The organism is Paenibacillus sp. FSL H8-0259, from assembly GCF_037963255.1.
In the GTDB taxonomy this organism is placed as follows: domain Bacteria; phylum Bacillota; class Bacilli; order Paenibacillales; family Paenibacillaceae; genus Paenibacillus_AQ; species Paenibacillus_AQ phytohabitans.
This window is the reverse complement of sequence record NZ_CP150147.1, coordinates 814,695-831,285: the sequence shown is the minus strand read 5'-3', so window position 1 is coordinate 831,285 and position 16,591 is coordinate 814,695. Positions and strand designations below refer to the sequence as shown.

15 protein-coding genes and 1 riboswitch are annotated in these 16,591 nt (G+C 54.2%); of the genes, 2 read left to right on the top strand and 13 right to left on the bottom strand.

Annotated features, from left to right (window positions below):
• Window positions 1–226: 226 nt before the first annotated feature.
• The 13 genes from purF to NSU01_RS03520 form a co-directional block, all read right to left on the bottom strand.
• Window positions 227–1,723: an amidophosphoribosyltransferase gene (gene purF, locus NSU01_RS03580; RefSeq protein ID WP_076248139.1), complete on the bottom strand. Its 1,497-nt coding sequence runs from the start codon at window positions 1,721–1,723 to the stop codon at window positions 227–229.
• Complete coding sequence (gene purL, locus NSU01_RS03575; RefSeq protein WP_076248044.1) at window positions 1,708–3,954, bottom strand: phosphoribosylformylglycinamidine synthase subunit PurL; 2,247 nt, start codon at window positions 3,952–3,954, stop codon at window positions 1,708–1,710. Before purL ends, purF begins: the two co-directional genes overlap by 16 nt.
• Window positions 3,932–4,621, bottom strand: coding sequence for a phosphoribosylformylglycinamidine synthase subunit PurQ (purQ, locus tag NSU01_RS03570; RefSeq protein ID WP_039298250.1), 690 nt, complete (start codon window positions 4,619–4,621; stop codon window positions 3,932–3,934). Before purQ ends, purL begins: the two co-directional genes overlap by 23 nt.
• Window positions 4,622–4,626: 5 nt before the next feature.
• Complete coding sequence (purS, locus tag NSU01_RS03565; RefSeq protein ID WP_039298247.1) at window positions 4,627–4,872, bottom strand: phosphoribosylformylglycinamidine synthase subunit PurS; 246 nt, start codon at window positions 4,870–4,872, stop codon at window positions 4,627–4,629.
• 364 nt (window positions 4,873–5,236) lie between these two features.
• The gene (locus NSU01_RS03560) at window positions 5,237–6,127 is read right to left on the bottom strand and encodes a phosphoribosylaminoimidazolesuccinocarboxamide synthase (RefSeq protein ID WP_042133399.1); all 891 of its coding nucleotides are present in this window, start codon (window positions 6,125–6,127) and stop codon (window positions 5,237–5,239) included.
• A 368-nt stretch (window positions 6,128–6,495) separates the two neighbouring features.
• Entirely contained in the window at window positions 6,496–7,791 is a 1,296-nt protein-coding gene (gene purB, locus NSU01_RS03555; RefSeq protein WP_042133396.1) for an adenylosuccinate lyase, read from the bottom strand.
• Between the two features lie 6 nt (window positions 7,792–7,797).
• On the bottom strand, window positions 7,798–9,099 hold the full coding sequence (locus NSU01_RS03550; RefSeq protein WP_076248137.1) for a 5-(carboxyamino)imidazole ribonucleotide synthase: 1,302 nt from the start codon (window positions 9,097–9,099) through the stop codon (window positions 7,798–7,800).
• Window positions 9,100–9,179: 80 nt separating this feature from the next.
• The gene (gene purE / locus NSU01_RS03545) at window positions 9,180–9,665 is read right to left on the bottom strand and encodes a 5-(carboxyamino)imidazole ribonucleotide mutase (RefSeq protein WP_042133394.1); all 486 of its coding nucleotides are present in this window, start codon (window positions 9,663–9,665) and stop codon (window positions 9,180–9,182) included.
• A gap of 239 nt (window positions 9,666–9,904) precedes the next feature.
• A riboswitch (purine riboswitch) is annotated at window positions 9,905–10,006 on the bottom strand.
• Window positions 10,007–10,168: 162 nt separating this feature from the next.
• Window positions 10,169–10,603 (bottom strand): universal stress protein, encoded by a 435-nt coding sequence (locus tag NSU01_RS03540; protein WP_076248041.1) that lies wholly within the window; start codon window positions 10,601–10,603, stop codon window positions 10,169–10,171.
• A 50-nt stretch (window positions 10,604–10,653) separates the two neighbouring features.
• A complete protein-coding gene (locus NSU01_RS03535) occupies window positions 10,654–10,917 on the bottom strand; it encodes a DUF1294 domain-containing protein (RefSeq protein ID WP_039310312.1) in 264 nt (87 codons plus the stop codon).
• Window positions 10,918–11,064: 147 nt separating this feature from the next.
• A complete protein-coding gene (locus tag NSU01_RS03530) occupies window positions 11,065–12,318 on the bottom strand; it encodes an MFS transporter (protein ID WP_052421655.1) in 1,254 nt (417 codons plus the stop codon).
• Between the two features lie 282 nt (window positions 12,319–12,600).
• Window positions 12,601–12,843, bottom strand: a complete 243-nt coding sequence (locus tag NSU01_RS03525; protein WP_076248038.1) for a hypothetical protein — start codon at window positions 12,841–12,843, stop codon at window positions 12,601–12,603.
• A gap of 43 nt (window positions 12,844–12,886) precedes the next feature.
• Window positions 12,887–15,028, bottom strand: a complete 2,142-nt coding sequence (locus tag NSU01_RS03520) for a DNA topoisomerase III (protein ID WP_076248035.1) — start codon at window positions 15,026–15,028, stop codon at window positions 12,887–12,889.
• A gap of 127 nt (window positions 15,029–15,155) precedes the next feature.
• Here NSU01_RS03520 and tsaA point away from each other — a divergent pair, with 127 nt between their 5' ends.
• Together tsaA and NSU01_RS03510 are read left to right on the top strand one after the other, a co-directional pair.
• Window positions 15,156–15,605: a tRNA (N6-threonylcarbamoyladenosine(37)-N6)-methyltransferase TrmO gene (tsaA, locus tag NSU01_RS03515; protein WP_076248032.1), complete on the top strand. Its 450-nt coding sequence runs from the start codon at window positions 15,156–15,158 to the stop codon at window positions 15,603–15,605.
• 21 nt (window positions 15,606–15,626) lie between these two features.
• Window positions 15,627–16,532: an AraC family transcriptional regulator gene (locus NSU01_RS03510; RefSeq protein ID WP_076248029.1), complete on the top strand. Its 906-nt coding sequence runs from the start codon at window positions 15,627–15,629 to the stop codon at window positions 16,530–16,532.
• Window positions 16,533–16,591: the final 59 nt, after the last annotated feature.

Below are 16,591 nucleotides of genomic sequence, written 5' to 3'. Positions count from 1 at the left end.
AGCAAACAGGACAGGTTCTGGAGCCAAGCCCGGCGGACAGCATGCCGCCAGGGCGCGCAGCGCCGTAAAGCGTGTCCCGGCCGTGCGCAGCACACAGGGACAAAGCGGGCACCCGCACCCACGCCCTCTTAGCAAGTTTAGAGCAAACTCCTTCCACCAAACTTTCGGGTGGCCGGAGGGCAGCGCCCTCCGGGGTCCCCCTTTGCAAGGGGGATTTAGGGGGATGTTAACAACTGCATCCGTCCTTCTCTTCCCCGCCGAAATCAACCTGTGTCGGGTAATCATTATCGAAGCAGGACAGGCATAGTCCGCCTTTGTAATCGTCACTATTATAGCCGCCGATGGACTGGATGAGTCCCTCTGGTGAAAGGAACGCAAGCGAGTCCGCATTGATCTCCTCGCACATCTCAGCGATTGTCTTATAAGAGGCGATCAGCTCGCGGCGGTCCGGGGTATCGATGCCATAGAAGCAGGGATTCTTGAATGGCGGCGAGGTAATCCGCACGTGAACCTCGAGCGCTCCGGCTTCGCGCAGCAGGTTGACGATCCGGCGCGAGGTCGTGCCGCGCACGATGGAATCGTCGATCATGACTACACGCTGGCCTTCCACGACACGTCGCACCGCGCTGAGCTTCATCTTCACGCCTTGCTCACGCAGCTCCTGGCTCGGCTGGATGAAGGTCCGGCCGGTATACTTGTTCTTGATCAGTCCAAGCTCGTACGGGATGCCAGTCTGCTCAGCGTAGCCGATGGCTGCGGAGATACTGGAATCCGGCACGCCGGTTACGATATCGGCATCCACGAAGGCTTCGAGCGCCATCCGGCTGCCCATCCGCTTGCGGGCGGAGTGCAGGTTGGAGCCGTTCAGATCGCTGTCCGGCCGTGCGAAGTAGATGTATTCCATCGCGCACAGCGCTTTGCGTTTAGGCTCCGCGAAGCGCTCCTCCCGGAAACCATCCTTATCCAGCACGAGCAGCTCACCCGGCTCAATATCGCGTACCAGCTTAGCGCCGATGACTTCGAGTGCACAGGATTCGGAAGCGAAGACATAAGCTTCGCCCAGCCGGCCCATCACTAAGGGACGCAAGCCATGCGGGTCAGAAGCAACAATCAGCTTGTCGTTTGTCATCAGCAGGAAGGCGAAACCACCAACCAGCTGGGCCAGGGCATCCTTCGTGGCTTCGACAAAATCCTTCTGTGAACGCGCGATCAGATGCGCCAGCACCTCAGTGTCGCTGGTGGTCTGGAAGATCGAGCCGCCCTGCTCCAGCTGCTTACGGATCAGAGGTTCATTCACGATATTGCCGTTCGTGGCAATCGCGAGATCACCGTCACGGTATTTGAAGACCAGCGGCTGCGCATTGGTCAGCCGGCTGTCTCCGCTGGTCGAATAACGCACATGTCCAATAGACATATCCCCGATCAGCGAAGCGATCTTGTCTTTGTCGAACACTTCTTTCACCAGGCCCATGCCGCGGTGGTAGTTGAAGTCCCGTCCATCCGCTACGCAGATGCCCGCGCTCTCTTCCCCGCGGTGCTGCAGGGCATGCAGGCCGTAATAGGACATGGAAGCGGCTTCCGGGTGTCCGAAGACCCCGAAGACGCCGCATTCTTCTTTTAACGTATCAAAAATATCTCCCGAGCCCGTTCCTTCGTTGTAAAAGTCGCCGGTCCACAGGATAGGGGCTTCCTGCTCTTTCCCGGTCTTTATTTCATAAGACATGGAATAGCATCCTCCCAAATGGTCTTGAGTTCAGTAACTGCTTCATCCAGTGCAGCCGCGCCGTCCAGAGCAACACGCAGGCGGTCTCCGCCGACGGTTCCAATAATCTCTACAGGTACGCCGTATGCGGCAACCGCCGCTTTCAGTTCTTCCGCACGGTCAGGCGCAGAAGTCAGGATAATCCGGGATTGGCTCTCGCTGAACAGCGCCACATCTGGACGCAATCCGCCAGCGGACAGCTCAATATTTGCTCCGGTTTTGCCGCTGATACAGCTTTCTGCAAGCGCTCCGGCCAGGCCGCCTTCGGATAGGTCATGCGCCGAGCGGACCAGCCCGCTGCGGATCGCAGCAAGTACGGCATCCAGCAGCTTGCGTTCCGTTGCCAGATCGAGTTCTGGCGGACGTCCTTCAGTCACGCCGTGAACAGCATACTGGAATTCACTGCCGCCTAGCTCTGCCTTCGTAACACCGAGCAGCAGAATCGAATCGCCTTCCTGCTTGAAGGCCTGAGTTGTAATATGATCGGTATCTTCTACAAGACCCACCATGCCGACAACCGGTGTCGGATAGATAGCTCCTGAAGCATTTTCATTGTAGAGACTGACGTTACCGCCAATTACAGGGGTATCAAGCACACGGCAGGCTTCAGCCATACCGTCTACCGCACGTTCCATCTGCCAGAAGATTTCCGGCTTCTCCGGACTGCCGAAATTCAGGTTATCCGTAATCGCCAGCGGCTGGGCACCGGAGCAGACAATGTTACGTGCTGCTTCGCTGACGGCAATCCGCCCGCCCACTTCAGGATCGAGATAGACATAACGTCCGTTACAGTCCGTAGTCATCGCCAGAGCTTTGCGTGTGCCGTGGATCGTTACTACTGCTGCATCGGAACCCGGACGAACGGCCGTGCTGGTCCGCACCATATAATCATATTGGTTATATACCCATGCTTTGCTGGCTACTGTAGGTGATCCCAGTACGGTTCGCAAGGCGCCGCCCAGATCGGTTACTTCATCATAGCGAAGCGTATCCACCGAGGCATTCTCCTCATAGTAAGCAGGAACTGCCGATGGTTTGTTATAAATCGGACATTCATCAACCAGAGCTGTTACCGGCATGTCGCCGACCACTTCACCGTGATGGAACAGCTTCAGGCGGCCGTCATCCGTTACCTTACCCACTTTGCGGCAAATCACGCCCCAGCGGTCGAAGATTTCCTGTGCCTGTGCTTCATCCTTAGGCTCAACCACGAACAGCATCCGCTCCTGGGATTCGGAGAGCATCATTTCATAAGGCGTCATGCCGTCTTCGCGCTGCGGCACCTGATCCAGATACAGCTCCAGGCCGTTGCCCGCTTTGCTCGCCATTTCAGCACTGGAGCACGTGAGTCCGGCTGCACCCATATCCTGAATACCAAGGACGATACCGCTGTCGATCAGCTCCAGGCATGATTCCATAACCAGCTTCTCCATGAACGGATCGCCAACCTGAACCGCCGTCCGCTTCGCTTCTGACTCTTCACTAAGCTCAACCGAGGCGAAGGTCGCACCATGAATGCCGTCACGGCCTGTTGGAGGACCCACGTAGAATACGGGATTACCTACCCCTTTGGCGACACCGCGCTGGATTTTATCGTGATCTATCAGGCCCACGCACATCGCATTAACCAGCGGATTACCATCATAGCTGTCATCGAACATGATCTCCCCGCCGACGGTCGGGATGCCGATACAGTTGCCATAGCCTGCGATCCCGGACACAACATGCTCGAACAGATATTTTACCCGGTCGCTCTCAAGCTTCCCGAAACGCAGGGAATTCAGCAGCGCCACCGGTCTTGCACCCATGGAGAAAATATCGCGGATAATCCCGCCCACCCCGGTCGCCGCGCCCTGATAAGGCTCAACTGCCGATGGATGGTTGTGACTCTCGATTTTGAAAACAACCGCCTGGTTGTCTCCGATATCAACAATCCCTGCGCCTTCGCCCGGTCCCATCAGCACCTTCGGTCCGCTTGTCGGGAAACGGCTGAGCAGCGGCTTCGAGTTCTTATAGGCACAGTGCTCAGACCACATCACGCTGAACACACCGATTTCTGTATAGTTAGGCTTACGTCCCATGAAGGAAGTAATGAGCTCATATTCGCTGTCCGATACACCGAACTGACTGTAGATTTTCTGCTCCGCGATCTGCTCTGCGGTCGGCTCCTTAGCGGATACTTGCTGCGTCATAACGATCCCTCCACGATGTAAGAATGGATGTGAACATCCGTTTGCCGTCTTCCGAACCAAGCAGGCTGTTCGCTGCCCGTTCCGGGTGAGGCATCATACCAACCACATTGCCCGCTACATTGCTGACTCCGGCGATATCGGCGACTGAACCGTTCGGGTTGTCGCTGTAAGTGAATACGATTTGATTATTAGCTTTAAGCTCAGCCAGCGTCTCTTCATCACAATAGTAATTGCCTTCGCCATGCGCAATCGGAATAACGATTTCTTCATCCTGCGCATAGTCGATCGTAAACGGAGTTGTGTTATTCACTACCTTAAGCACCGTGTCATGACAGCGGAACTTCATCGACATGTTGCGGCGCAGAGCGCCTGGCAAGAGGCCGGCTTCGGTCAGGATTTGGAACCCGTTGCAGATGCCGAGCACGAATTTGCCCTGTTCCGCCGCTTTGGCCACTTCAGCCATCACCGGAGCGAACCGGGAAATCGCGCCGCAGCGCAGATAGTCACCATAAGAGAAGCCGCCCGGCACGAGAATGCAGTCATAAGCCGACAGATCTGTCGCCGTATGCCACACATAATCTACAGGTTCGCCGAGGCTGTCTTCTACTGCTTTGTAGCAGTCAATGTCACAATTGGAGCCTGGAAAGACAAGTACAGCAAATTTCATGACTTTTAGTCCTCCAATTCGTAGCGGTAATCCTCGATCACCGTGTTGGCCAGCAGCTTCTCGCACATATCCTTGAGGCGTCCTTCCGCTTCAGCGCGGTTGTCGGTATCGAGGGTCAGCTCCATATATTTGCCGATACGCAGACTTTCAACTTCCTGAAAACCTACGGAATGCAGCGCCCCTTGCACGGCTACACCTTGGGGATCGAGCACGCTTTTCTTGATGGTGACGTAGACTGTCGCTTTTAACATACGCTTGTAGTTCCTCCTAAAATTTAATGAGCTGGACTGGGTACCTGGAATGAAAACTTACCGTAACTCAACATTACAACGATGTGCTAACCTCTAACGGTGAGCTGCAACAACTCACTTCACTGCGGGCAGCTAACTTAACTGCATAATGTACAGCTATAATCTCAATATCTTCTGTGATAACAACTATAGTTGCATTTCGTACAGCTATTTCTCTGAAAAATCTGCTTTTCAGGCCATTTCACACATTTTAGTTGTATCAGATACAGTTAAAGAGCAAATGGCATCTTTTTCGGGCAAAATAACTGCAGAGAATACAATTAAAAGTTGGCTGCTGCTGGTCGGAACAGGCGTATCAGATAATCTATAAGGACTTACCGGTAAGGCGGTGATAAATGTCCAGGTACCGGCGTGAGGTCTCTTCCACCACTTCAACCGGCAGCGGATCCGGCGTGCTATTCTTATCCCAGGAGGATGCCGAAAGGTAAGTCCGTACAGGTTCCTTATCCATGCTGTCGATCTCGATATCCAGCGCGTATTTGTCCTTGGCCCAGAAGCGGGAAGCATCCGGTGTGAAAATCTCGTCAATCAGGATGACCTTGCCGTCCAGCAACCCGAACTCGAATTTGCAATCAGCGAGGATGATGCCGCGGTCTTTACAATATTCTCTGGCAAAAGCGAACAGCTTCAGGCTCTTCTCCTTCAGCTCCAGTGCAAGCTCCGCGCCAATCAGCTCCTGCATCTGCTCAAAAGGAATGTCCTCATCATGGCCGACATCATTCTTCGCTGCCGGTGTGAAAATCGGCTCGGTCAGCACCGCATTCTTGCGCAGCCCTTTGGGAAGCTCGATGCCGTTCACTTTGCCGGTCTCCTGATACTGCCGCCAGCCGCCGCCGGTAATGCAGCCGCGCACGACACATTCGATATCAATCCGCTCTGCTTTGCGGACAACCATGATGCGGTTCTTCAGCGCTTCGCGGTCCCGCACAATATCCCCGAGCCGGTCCACGTCGATATGAACCACATGGTTCTCAATGAGCTCCTTGGTCTGGCCGAACCAGAAGGCGCTAAGCCGGTTAAGCACATTGCCTTTGTCCGGCACCGCCGGGTCCAGCACGTAGTCAAATGCGGAAATGCGGTCCGTAACGACAATCAGTACCTCATCCCCCAAATCATACAGCTCACGAACCTTACCTTTGTAGAGCAGCGGCGCATTTACGAGTTCCACGGCAGTGGATACAGCCGTTGATGTCATGACCTTTCCTCCCTTGAACAAATGATCTTGCGTATATTTGGGCTAAAAGCGCCTGGGACGCTGTCATTCTCCGCTTTGCCTTTGAGATATGAACTGAACGGCTAGCTAATCGGTAACACTACAAAAAATTTTGGACTTCCGATCGCTGTTATCCTCAGATTTCCTGATTTAAACCGCTGACCGCGGTAGAAATCCGAGGATAAAGGCGAACGCTGACGCTTCTTCCAGTCCCAAAATTCCTCTCCGTTCCTTATTAACTGGCCTATTCCATTCAATTCTGCAGCTACTCGCTCCAGAACAACAACTCCCCTTCGCTCCGCCCATATCTTCTCCAGCTCATCAGTTCACCACTGACTCACCTTTTTTAATTAGATAAGCTCCAGCTTGCGGAAGATGGTGTCCACATGCTTGAGGTGCCAGGAAGGGTTGAAAGCATCCTCGATCTCCTCCGGACTAAGCACGGCAGTGATTTCCGGTGTAGCTTCAACGATGTCACGGAACTGGGTTTGTTCCTCCCAGGCCTGCATCGCACGCGGCTGCACGGTGTCGTAAGCCTGCTCGCGGCTGAAGCCTTTGTCGATCAGCTTCGTCAGGATGCGGCCGGAGAACGGAACACCGAAGGTGCGGTTCATGTTGCGCTTCATATTGTCCGGGAACACGGTCAGGTTCTTCACGATATTGCCGAAGCGGTTCAGCATATAGTTCAGCAGCATGGTCGCATCCGGCAGGATGATCCGCTCTACCGAGGAATGCGAGATATCGCGTTCATGCCATAGCGGCACGTTCTCGTAAGCTGTAACCATATGGCCGCGGATTACGCGGGACAGGCCGGAGATGTTCTCGCAGCCGATCGGGTTGCGTTTATGCGGCATAGCGGATGAACCCTTTTGACCTTTGGCAAAAGCTTCCTCCACCTCGCGGATCTCACTCTTCTGCAAAGCGCGGATTTCAGTAGCGAACTTGTCCAGCGAAGTGGCGACCAGTGCCAGCGCAGCCATGTATTCCGCATGACGGTCACGCTGCAGTGTCTGCGTGGAGATCGGTGCCGGGCTGGTACCCAGCTTGCGGCAGACAAATTCTTCAACGAACGGGTCGATGTTGGCATAGGTGCCGACAGCCCCGGAGATTTTACCGAATTGGACGCCGCTTGCCGCATGACGGAAACGCTCCAGATTACGCTTCATTTCCTCATACCAGAGCGCCATCTTGAGTCCAAAAGTCGTCGGCTCAGCGTGTACGCCGTGTGTACGGCCCATCATCGGGGTATCCTTGTAAGCTACTGCTTTATCTTTAAGAATCTCAATGAACCGGATAATATCCTGCTCCAGAATTTCGTTGGCCTGACGCAGCAGGTAGCCGAGCGCCGTATCGACAACGTCCGTGGAGGTCAGTCCGTAATGCACCCATTTGCGTTCTGCACCCAGGCTCTCCGATACTGCACGGGTAAAAGCAATCACATCATGACGCGTTTCCTGTTCAATTTCGTCGATCCGCGCGATGTCGAATTTGGCGTCCTTGCGCAGCTTCGCGGCATCCTCATGCGGGATCACTCCCAGCTCGGCCCAAGCCTCACAGGCGCAAATTTCAACTTCCAGCCACGCGTTAAATTTATTTTCTTCGGTCCAAATGGCCCGCATCTCAGGTCTGCTGTAACGTTCGATCATAGCTTGTCAGTTCCTCCAAAGGTTAGTTTGCTCTACCCAGGACAGGCCGTCTCCGGTGTCCTTGCAGAGCAGGTTGATATGGCCCATTTTGCGGCCGGTCTTGCTCTCAGTCTTGCCATATATATGAAGCTTAGGGGATACCCCAAGCCGGTTTGATTCTTCATCCGCACTGCAGGCCGCCTGAATGGCGCCCTCCAGATGCTGGCCGAGCACATTCACCATGACTACAGGCGTAAGCAGCGTAGTGTCGCCCAGCGGCAGATTGCAGATCGCCCGCACATGCTGCTCGAACTGCGAGGTTACGCAGGCATCCATTGTATAATGCCCGGAGTTATGCGGGCGCGGAGCCAGCTCGTTAACGAACAGCTCTCCGTCCTCCGTCACGAACATCTCCACAGCCAGCAGTCCAACGGCATCCATGCCGGACACAATCTGCTCAGCCAGCTCGCAGGCCCGCCGCTGAATCTCCTCCGGCACCCTGGCGGGTACAATCGAGAGATGCAGGATATTGTCTACGTGTATGTTCTCGGCGGGCGGGAAGCTCTTGACTTCACCTGACGCGCTGCGGGCGGCTATGACCGAAATTTCGCATTGGAAGGCGATAAATTTCTCCAGCACCAGCTCGGGTGCATGTGGCCTGGCCTCGGCAGCGTCTTTCGCTTCAGCCGCTCCCGGCGAGTCGGGCGAAGCCGCTACCCCGCTTGCTTGCGGTGCTGGAGCCGCCGCTCCCGGTGCTACCTGCCGGAACGCTGCTGCCAGCTCTTCCGGCCGGCGGATGACGGCTTGTCCCTTGCCGTCGTACCCCCCTGTGGCTGTCTTCAGCACACAGGGCAGGCCCAGCTCGGCAGCCGCGGCCTCAAGCTCCGCCAGGCTGCCGACCTTGCGGTACGGGGCAACGGGCACGCCCGCCGCCTCGATGGCCGCCTTCTCGCGCAGCCGGTGCTGCGTCGTATACAGCAGCGCGCTGCCCTGCGGCACGTACGATTCCTCCGTCAGCAGCGCGGCTACGCCCGCGTCGACGTTCTCGAACTCGTACGTGATCACATCCGCGCGCTGCGCCAGCTCACGCGCCGCGTCCCGGTCGTTGTACGCCGCAATAATCTGCGGCGTAACCTGCCCGCAGGGCGCATCCGGCGCAGGGTCCAGCGCCACGAAGCGGTACCCCATGGCGCTGCCGGACAGCGCCATCATGCGCCCGAGCTGCCCGCCGCCGAGCACGCCGATCGTCGCGCCGGGCAGCAGCGTCCGGGGCGTTCCCGCCCCTGGTGCTTCAACAGCACCAGCGGCTGCCTCCTCCCGGCGCTCCATTCTCTCAGCTCCAGCTTGATCCCGCTCTGCTCGTTGCTGCTCCAAGTTCTCCAAGCCTCCGGTCTTCGACTCCATCGGTCTCATAGCGTCTCGCTGCTTTCCAGCACTTCGCGCTGGATCGCCTCGCGCCGCAGCTGCACCTTTCTCGCCACCTCCGGCTCGAAAGCACCGATGATCTGCGCAGCCAGCAGCCCTGCATTCGTAGCTCCGGCACGGCCAATGGCTACCGTGGCTACCGGGATGCCAGCCGGCATCTGCACAATCGACAGCAGCGAGTCCAGGCCGTTCAACGCCTTAGACTGCACAGGCACCCCGATGACCGGCAACGTAGTTTTGGCTGCCACCATACCCGGCAGATGCGCCGCACCGCCCGCTCCGGCGATAATCACCTTCAAGCCGCGCTCCACCGCTTCCTCGGCATAACGGAACATCAGATCCGGCGTGCGATGTGCCGAGATGACCTTTTTCTCATAAGGCACACCCAGCTCCTCAAGCACAGCACAAGCATGCTCCATAGTTTCATAGTCCGATTTGCTGCCCATAATGACACCTACTTGCACAGACATTGTTCACCCAGCCTTCCGTTTCCCTTTATTGATATTCCTTGGATTTAAGTGTGTCCCATTTCCCTCTAGTTTCCCATAAATCCGAAAAAAATAGCCCGGATTCCAGACGCATTTTGCTGCGGGTGGACCCGGACTACTAAGGAATTAGGAGAGTACTGCTCCGGCATCTACAGATACCCGGCCTTTAAGAGAGCCGGCGCAGAGCACACCCCCGGTATATGCGGCGGCGGCTGGCCGTTTCAGTCATCCTATTTCCTCGTAGTCCGGCAATTTACGGTTACCGGGTAGAAACTTCCGGGCCCTATCCCCGGTTTTATACGAGCTCTTCATAGGTTCAGTTTAACAATGCCCTACACTTCGTGTCAACTTAAACACGAACATTGTCATATCATGTCTCTCAAATGTTCGCTTTTGGGCACATTTAATTTTCTTATTCCGCCTATTCCGGCCATCTCCGCAGAAAAAAAGGGGAACGCCTAAGCGCTCCTCTGCAAGTATCTCTATTATTTAACAACCAGCACCGGAATGCGCGCGCTTTGCACTACATTGTGGCTGACGCTGCCCAGAACGAACTCCCGGATTCCGCCAAGCCCGCGGCTGCCGATAACGATGACATCCACCGTGTGCTCTTTGGCATAAGCCAGAATCACTTCGGCAGGCGATCCCTGCAGCAATTCTACAGTAGCGTTCAGGCCTTCGGCTTCCAGCCGGCTTTTCACTTCATCCGTAGTCTGGACCGCGAGGTCATAATAATCCTTGTTCACTGATGCCGGCAGAGGCGCGAGAGCTTCCCCGATGAAGAACCGCGGGAATTCAAATGCGTGTACGACGTACAGGGAGGACCCTGGAGTTACCTTGGCCAGTTGAATCGCACGTTCCAATGCCTGATTGGAAGCCTTCGAACCGTCATAGGCTAGCAAAATTTTAGAGAATAACATATACGCCACCTCTTTCTATTGTGTACAGCCTTAGCCAAACTACAAGAAACTTAACTCAAAAAATATCCATACAGCAGGATATTCAGCAGCAGCAGCAGCGGAATTCCAATCCTGAAGGAAGTATGCCTCGTCTTGTGGCGCTTGCGGTACATGGCAATCAGCACACCCAGCGCGCCGCCCATGAACGCGAGCAGAAACAGTGTTTTCTCCGGCACCCGATCCCGTCTTTTGCGGGCCTTGTTCTTGTCTTCCGACATCACTACATACCCGATAATATTGATCAGTGCGAACCACAGCAATACAACCTTGACCATCCTTCCGGCCCCTCCTCCTTGCATCCTATCTACTCTCTATTATATTACCCTTTTCGGCAAAAAACCAATAAGTTCCCCCACAAAGTGAGGTTTTGGCGCAGGTGATCACTCAGGTACTTTGCGGGGACCCCTTCTATTACAATAAACCTAACCCTGCCTGCCAAGTATCCGCCGCTCTTGTCTGCTCCCTGTGCCCGGTTCCCCGGCCTCTCTGATCCATAGCCAGGACAACACTGCAGCAAGCAGCGCCGCAATTCCGCCAAGCCAGAAACCGCCGGTCAGTCCATACGCCGCACTCATCCATCCTGCAACAAATGGTCCCCCTGACATCCCTATGGCATACACCGCCTGATAGAAGCCCATAGCCGTTGCCCGTTTGAACGGAGCGACTCCCGACACCGATTTACCCAGCAGCAGCGGGAAAATAAGACCCTGCATGAAGCCGTTCCCAATCTGCGTTGCACAGAGAGCGGCTAGAGTAGGCATAGAGGGAATCAGCAGCGTGAATACCGCACTCCCGGCAAAACCCAGCATTAACGTTCCCCGGTCCCCAAGCCATTTGCCGAATAGACGTGAGCCGTACAGTGTGGCAATCGCATGCGGCAGCATGAAAGCCAGCGTCAGCCAGCCGAGACTCTCTTTGCTCGCACCGATATCCAGCGCCTGATTCGGCGTATAGCCGAACATCGTAATGAACAGTACACAATGTGCCAGCACGGACAAAAGCGAGACCTTGACCAGCAGCGGTTCCCGGACTACTCCGGCAAGATCTTTTATCTGAATCGCATTCCGCTTCTCCTGCTTCTGTTCAGGCAGACGTAGTGCAAGCAGCAGCGCAGCCGCCGCCACAATCCCACCGATAATAAACGGAGTGTTCCAGCCCCAGTGATCGACCATATAGCCGCTGATCATCATACTGGTCAATTGGGCAATAACCGTCGTGAACTGCAGCATGCCCATCGCTTTACCAGCCTCTTCTTTCGGAAAATACCCCGCGAACATCACCGAGTACACGACCCACGCAGAGGCCGCAATCCCTGAGACGGCACGTGCAGCCAGCGCCCAGCCCGGATGTGCACCAGCCAGGAACAGCAGACAGCTTGCTCCGCTGGCGATCAGCCCCAGATAAATAAACGGCCGCCGCCGATTAAGATAATCCGAACCGATCCCGATCGGCAACCGGAACAGAATCTGCATCAGGCCGTATACGCCCAGCACCGCTCCTACCATGACATATGAAGCTCCCAGATGCTCGACATACGGAGACAACACAGGCACATAGATATAAGAAGAGAACCAGAACATAAAGACAATCACCAAAAAGAAAAACCGGCTGCCCCCCCTCTTGCCTGAGCCTTGTACCGATTGAATTTGATCCTCTTGTTGCTTAGCCGCCGCCACTTCATCACCCGCTCCACTATATTTGCCGGAACCCTAATAGCCCTTCCAGCTTCAATCTCCTAAGTAAAACATATCTGCCGCCCCTTGGACAGCCTTCGTAAAGTAACATTACACTTAATCTGCAGTTTCACACCAGCCGTATCCTCTTTTTCCATAAACACAACAAAACCACCGGATGCTCCGGCAGTCTTGTTGTTCTCGAAGCATTCCCTCTCTGGAAGGGAAACTAACTTCTATATAACAGAGCTTAGAATAAACATGCTGCTCTTACGTTAACTAGTCTTACGCTTGTATCTTCGTTTGTATCTTTGTTTTTATCTTTGTTTGAATCATCGTTGTATCTTCGTTTGTATCTTTGCTTTTATCTTCGTTGTATCTTCGTTTGTATCTTGGCTTGCATCTTCGTTGTATTTTGTTTTTATCTTCGTTTGTATCTTTGTTTTTATCTTTGTTCTTATCTTTGTTCTTATCTTTGTTCTTATCTTTGTTTTTATCTTCGTTGTATCTTCCTCTTTTTTTTGCCACTCACTTCATATAATGCACTGTTGCCCTTACACTTTAGGTTATTTTATTTCCCCTTCTGCTTGGCTTCCATCGCTGCCTTCAGCAATTCACCAAGGTTAGAGCCGCCGGCGCTTTCCGGCTTGCTGTACTGCTGGACCAGCTTCTGCTGCTCGCGTTTGTTGATATGCTTATGATCCTTATCCATTGTCTCCGTAATCCCGCAGCCGAGGCATTGCACATACATCCCTGCCTTGCCTTCCTTAAGCTCCATCTTCTTATGGCACTGCGGACAGCGGCGGTTCGACAGCTGCTTCTCCCCTGCCCGGGTATAGCCGCAGTCCTCTTTGGGACAGACCAGCAGCTTGCCGCGTTTGGTCTTCTTCTCCAGCATTCTTGTCCCGCATTCCGGACAATGGCTGTTAGAGACATTATGCGGCTTGTATTCCGCTCCGCTATTCTTTACCCCGGACACCAGCTCCTGGGCCATATTACGGATTCCCTGCAGAAAAGGCTCCGGACGCCCTTGCCCGCGCGCGATCTTCTCCAGCTCCGCTTCCCAGCGTGCCGTAAGCTCCGGAGTGCGCAGCTGTCCTGAGACCAGTCCGATCAGCTGCTTGCCTTTGCCGGTCGGATGCAGCAGATTACCCTGCCGCTCAATCGTATCCGAGCTGACCAGCTTCTCGATGATATCCGCACGGGTTGCCGGTGTTCCCAGCCCGTACTTCTCCATCTGCGTCAGCAGCGAAGCTTCATTATAACGCTTCGGCGGCTGCGTCCGGCCGGGCTTGATGATGCAGCGCTCAATTTTCACGCTGTCGCCCTCCCGCAGTTCCGGCAGCTTCACACTGCCCGCTGCAGGCTCGTCGCCCGCGTTCTCATCCTCCTCATCCGAGCTCATATCCCCGCCATAGACTTCGCGCCAGCCCGCGTCCTTAACCGTAGTGCCTTTAACCTGGAACGTTTCTCCCTCCACGCTCACCGTCACAGCCACTGCATCATAACGTGCCGGTGGATAGAACAGGCTGATGAACCGCCGTACAATCAGATCATACAGCTTCCGTTCTTCTGCACTTAACAGATTAAGCAATACCGTCTGCTCTGTTGGAATAATTGCGTGATGGTCACTGACCTTACTGTCGTCAACAATCCGTTTCGTAACCAGCAGCGTTTTGCGCAGTAGCGGTCTAGCGAGGGCCGCATACGGTCCGACTGCTACGCTGTCCAATCTTTCTTTTAGCGTACCGGTCATATCGGCAGTCAGGTAGCGGCTGTCCGTACGCGGATAAGTAACCAGCTTATGCTGTTCATACAGTTTTTGCAGCAGGCTTGAGGTTTGTTTGGCCGAAAAGCCAAATTTACGGTTTGCATCCCGCTGCAGCTCCGTCAGGTCATAGGCCAGCGGATGGGGTTCGCTTTTCTCGCTTTTGTGCACCTTGGTAATCCGTCCACTGCGGCCGGTCAGCTTCTCCTTCAGGATACCCGTCTTGTCTCTGTCAAAAATCCGGCCGTCCCCGCCCTGCGCACGCCATCCTGCCTGGAAATTGCCGAAATCAGCAGTCAGCAGATCGTATTCCTGGGAATGGAAGCCTGTAATTTCATTCTCCCGGTCCATAATCATGCCAAGCGTAGGTGTCTGTACACGTCCTGCCGAGAGCGGCGCACCGAACTTACAGGTTAAGGCGCGCGTAATGTTCAGCCCGATCATCCAATCCGCCTCTGCACGGCAGCGGGCAGACTCATACAACCGGTCGAAGTCCTTGCCCGGACGAAGCGCGGCGAAGCCTTCCTTAATCGCCTTATCCGTCTGCGAGGAGATCCACAGCCGCTTGAACGGCTTCTTCCAGCCAGCCATATTCATGATCCAGCGTGCCAGCAGCTCCCCCTCACGCGCAGCATCCGTCGCAACGATCAGCTCCTCAATATCCTGCCGTTTCATCAGCTGCTGTACCGCTTTGTATTGCTGGCTGGTCTCCCGCAGCACCTTCAGCTTGGCCTTCTCCGGAAGAATCGGCAAATCCTCCAATGCCCAGGTAGCATATTTATTGTTATAGTCCTCAGGCTCAGCCAGGCCAACCAGATGACCCAGAGCCCAGGTAACCACATATTTCGGACCTTCCATATAGCTCTTTTGCTTATTTCCGCAGCCCAGCACCCGGGCAATCTCCCGGGCAACCGATGGCTTCTCCGCCAGTACCAGTACCTTCATAATTCTCTCCCCTCCATATCAACAACCTATTATACCACGGGATAAAAGACCGCAAATATCATCAGGCTGATTTCGCTTCATTTCAGATAAACTAGAATTATTCCCCAGCCGAAAGGAGTCACAGCCAATGCTCACAACAGAACCGTATAATGTTATATCAGTAGGTGTAGTATCCGTATCCGGATCACAGCACAACCTGCGTCTCGAGATTAAACTGCAATACAGACCTGCCTTGAAGGGGCTGGCTGATTTCAGCCACTGCCAGATTCTCTGGTGGATTCATGAATTTGCAGACGATGCCTTCCGGCGTACTACGCAGATTGAGCCTCCATATGAGGCTCCGGTAACGGGTGTATTTGCCACACGTTCTCCCGTACGCCCTAATCCTATTGGCCTTTCTGTGGCCGAAATTGTGTCCGTTGATGTTGAACAGGGAATTGTTGAGGTTACCGGACTGGATGCCTATCCGGGGACGCCTGTGCTCGATATCAAAGCCTATTTTCCTGCTACCGACCGTGTCCGTCATGTCAGAGTCCCTTTATGGGCGTCCTCTTGGGGAGAGTGGGCTCTAGAGTAAACTAGTACGAGGAGAGAGCTCATGACTAACTGCAAGCTTATTCTGCAAGCGATTGAGTACATTGAATCCAATCTGAAGCAACCATTGTCTGTCCTGACCCTCTCCAGAGTGAACGGTTACTCGCTTTATCATTTTATCCGGCTGTTCCAGGGGGTTACCGGGCTGACACCCGGCGACTATATCGCAAGACGTCGAATTTCCGAGGCTGCACGTGAGATTCTGAGAACGCCTGACCGCAGCTTCCAGGATATTTCGCTGGATTATTCCTTTAACGATTATGAGACCTTCACCCGTGCCTTCAAAAGATTGCTCCATACCACTCCCACCTGTATCCGCCAAAAATCAAATCCGGACATCCCTCTGCTGCTGCATCCTATACGGGGAATGGATCTGCCGCACTGGACTGTCCACAACACCGGATCTCCGGAAATCATTGAGCTTGGGGAAATCAGACTTCAGGGACCGTTTATTACGGTTAACAACGATCCTTCTATTATAGGTGCAGCTTGGGAACAGCTATTCAGCGGTATCGCCTCTATTCCCTGCCGTAAGCTTCCGGAGAGGTATTATCAGCTTGGTTATTGGCCGGATAACTATGAGGATAGCGGCATCTCTTTTCTCTGTGCCTGTGAGTTGAACGCATCATCGCCTTTACCATCCGGCACTACATTTCGGGCAAACAGAGGACAAGCAGATAGCAATCTTCCCGTCCACATCCTGCCACCAGCGCGTTATCTTAAATTTCTGCATAAAGGTCCCTCAGCAGAAGTCTCCGCTACATACAAATATATATATGGCGTATTTCTGCCCGGAACTGATTATCGCCTAAACCTCACTTATGAATTTGAATATTACGGTGCAGGTTATCTTGGCCCGGATAATCCGGACTCGGTAAGTGAGATCTACATTCCTTTAACTTTGCTTTGAATACAAACAAGTCCGCCTCTGCAGAGCAGACGCGGACAAGAATACAGTTCATTTTACAC

Bases quoted from the DNA above. Each gene is read 5' to 3' on its own strand.
- NSU01_RS03535 (WP_039310312.1), bottom strand. From the start codon at position 10,917: ATGGTCAAGGTTGTATTGCTGTGGTTCGCACTGATCAATATTATCGGG.
- NSU01_RS03510 (WP_076248029.1), top strand. From the start codon at position 15,627: ATGACTAACTGCAAGCTTATTCTGCAAGCGATTGAGTACATTGAATCC.
- purF (WP_076248139.1), bottom strand. From the start codon at position 1,723: ATGTCTTATGAAATAAAGACCGGGAAAGAGCAGGAAGCCCCTATCCTG.
- purB (WP_042133396.1), bottom strand. From the start codon at position 7,791: ATGATCGAACGTTACAGCAGACCTGAGATGCGGGCCATTTGGACCGAA.
- purQ (WP_039298250.1), bottom strand. From the start codon at position 4,621: ATGAAATTTGCTGTACTTGTCTTTCCAGGCTCCAATTGTGACATTGAC.
- tsaA (WP_076248032.1), top strand. From the start codon at position 15,156: ATGCTCACAACAGAACCGTATAATGTTATATCAGTAGGTGTAGTATCC.
- NSU01_RS03560 (WP_042133399.1), bottom strand. From the start codon at position 6,127: ATGACATCAACGGCTGTATCCACTGCCGTGGAACTCGTAAATGCGCCG.
- purL (WP_076248044.1), bottom strand. From the start codon at position 3,954: ATGACGCAGCAAGTATCCGCTAAGGAGCCGACCGCAGAGCAGATCGCG.
- NSU01_RS03520 (WP_076248035.1), bottom strand. From the start codon at position 15,028: ATGAAGGTACTGGTACTGGCGGAGAAGCCATCGGTTGCCCGGGAGATT.
- NSU01_RS03550 (WP_076248137.1), bottom strand. From the start codon at position 9,099: ATGGAGCGCCGGGAGGAGGCAGCCGCTGGTGCTGTTGAAGCACCAGGG.
- NSU01_RS03540 (WP_076248041.1), bottom strand. From the start codon at position 10,603: ATGTTATTCTCTAAAATTTTGCTAGCCTATGACGGTTCGAAGGCTTCC.
- purS (WP_039298247.1), bottom strand. From the start codon at position 4,872: ATGTTAAAAGCGACAGTCTACGTCACCATCAAGAAAAGCGTGCTCGAT.
- purE (WP_042133394.1), bottom strand. From the start codon at position 9,665: ATGTCTGTGCAAGTAGGTGTCATTATGGGCAGCAAATCGGACTATGAA.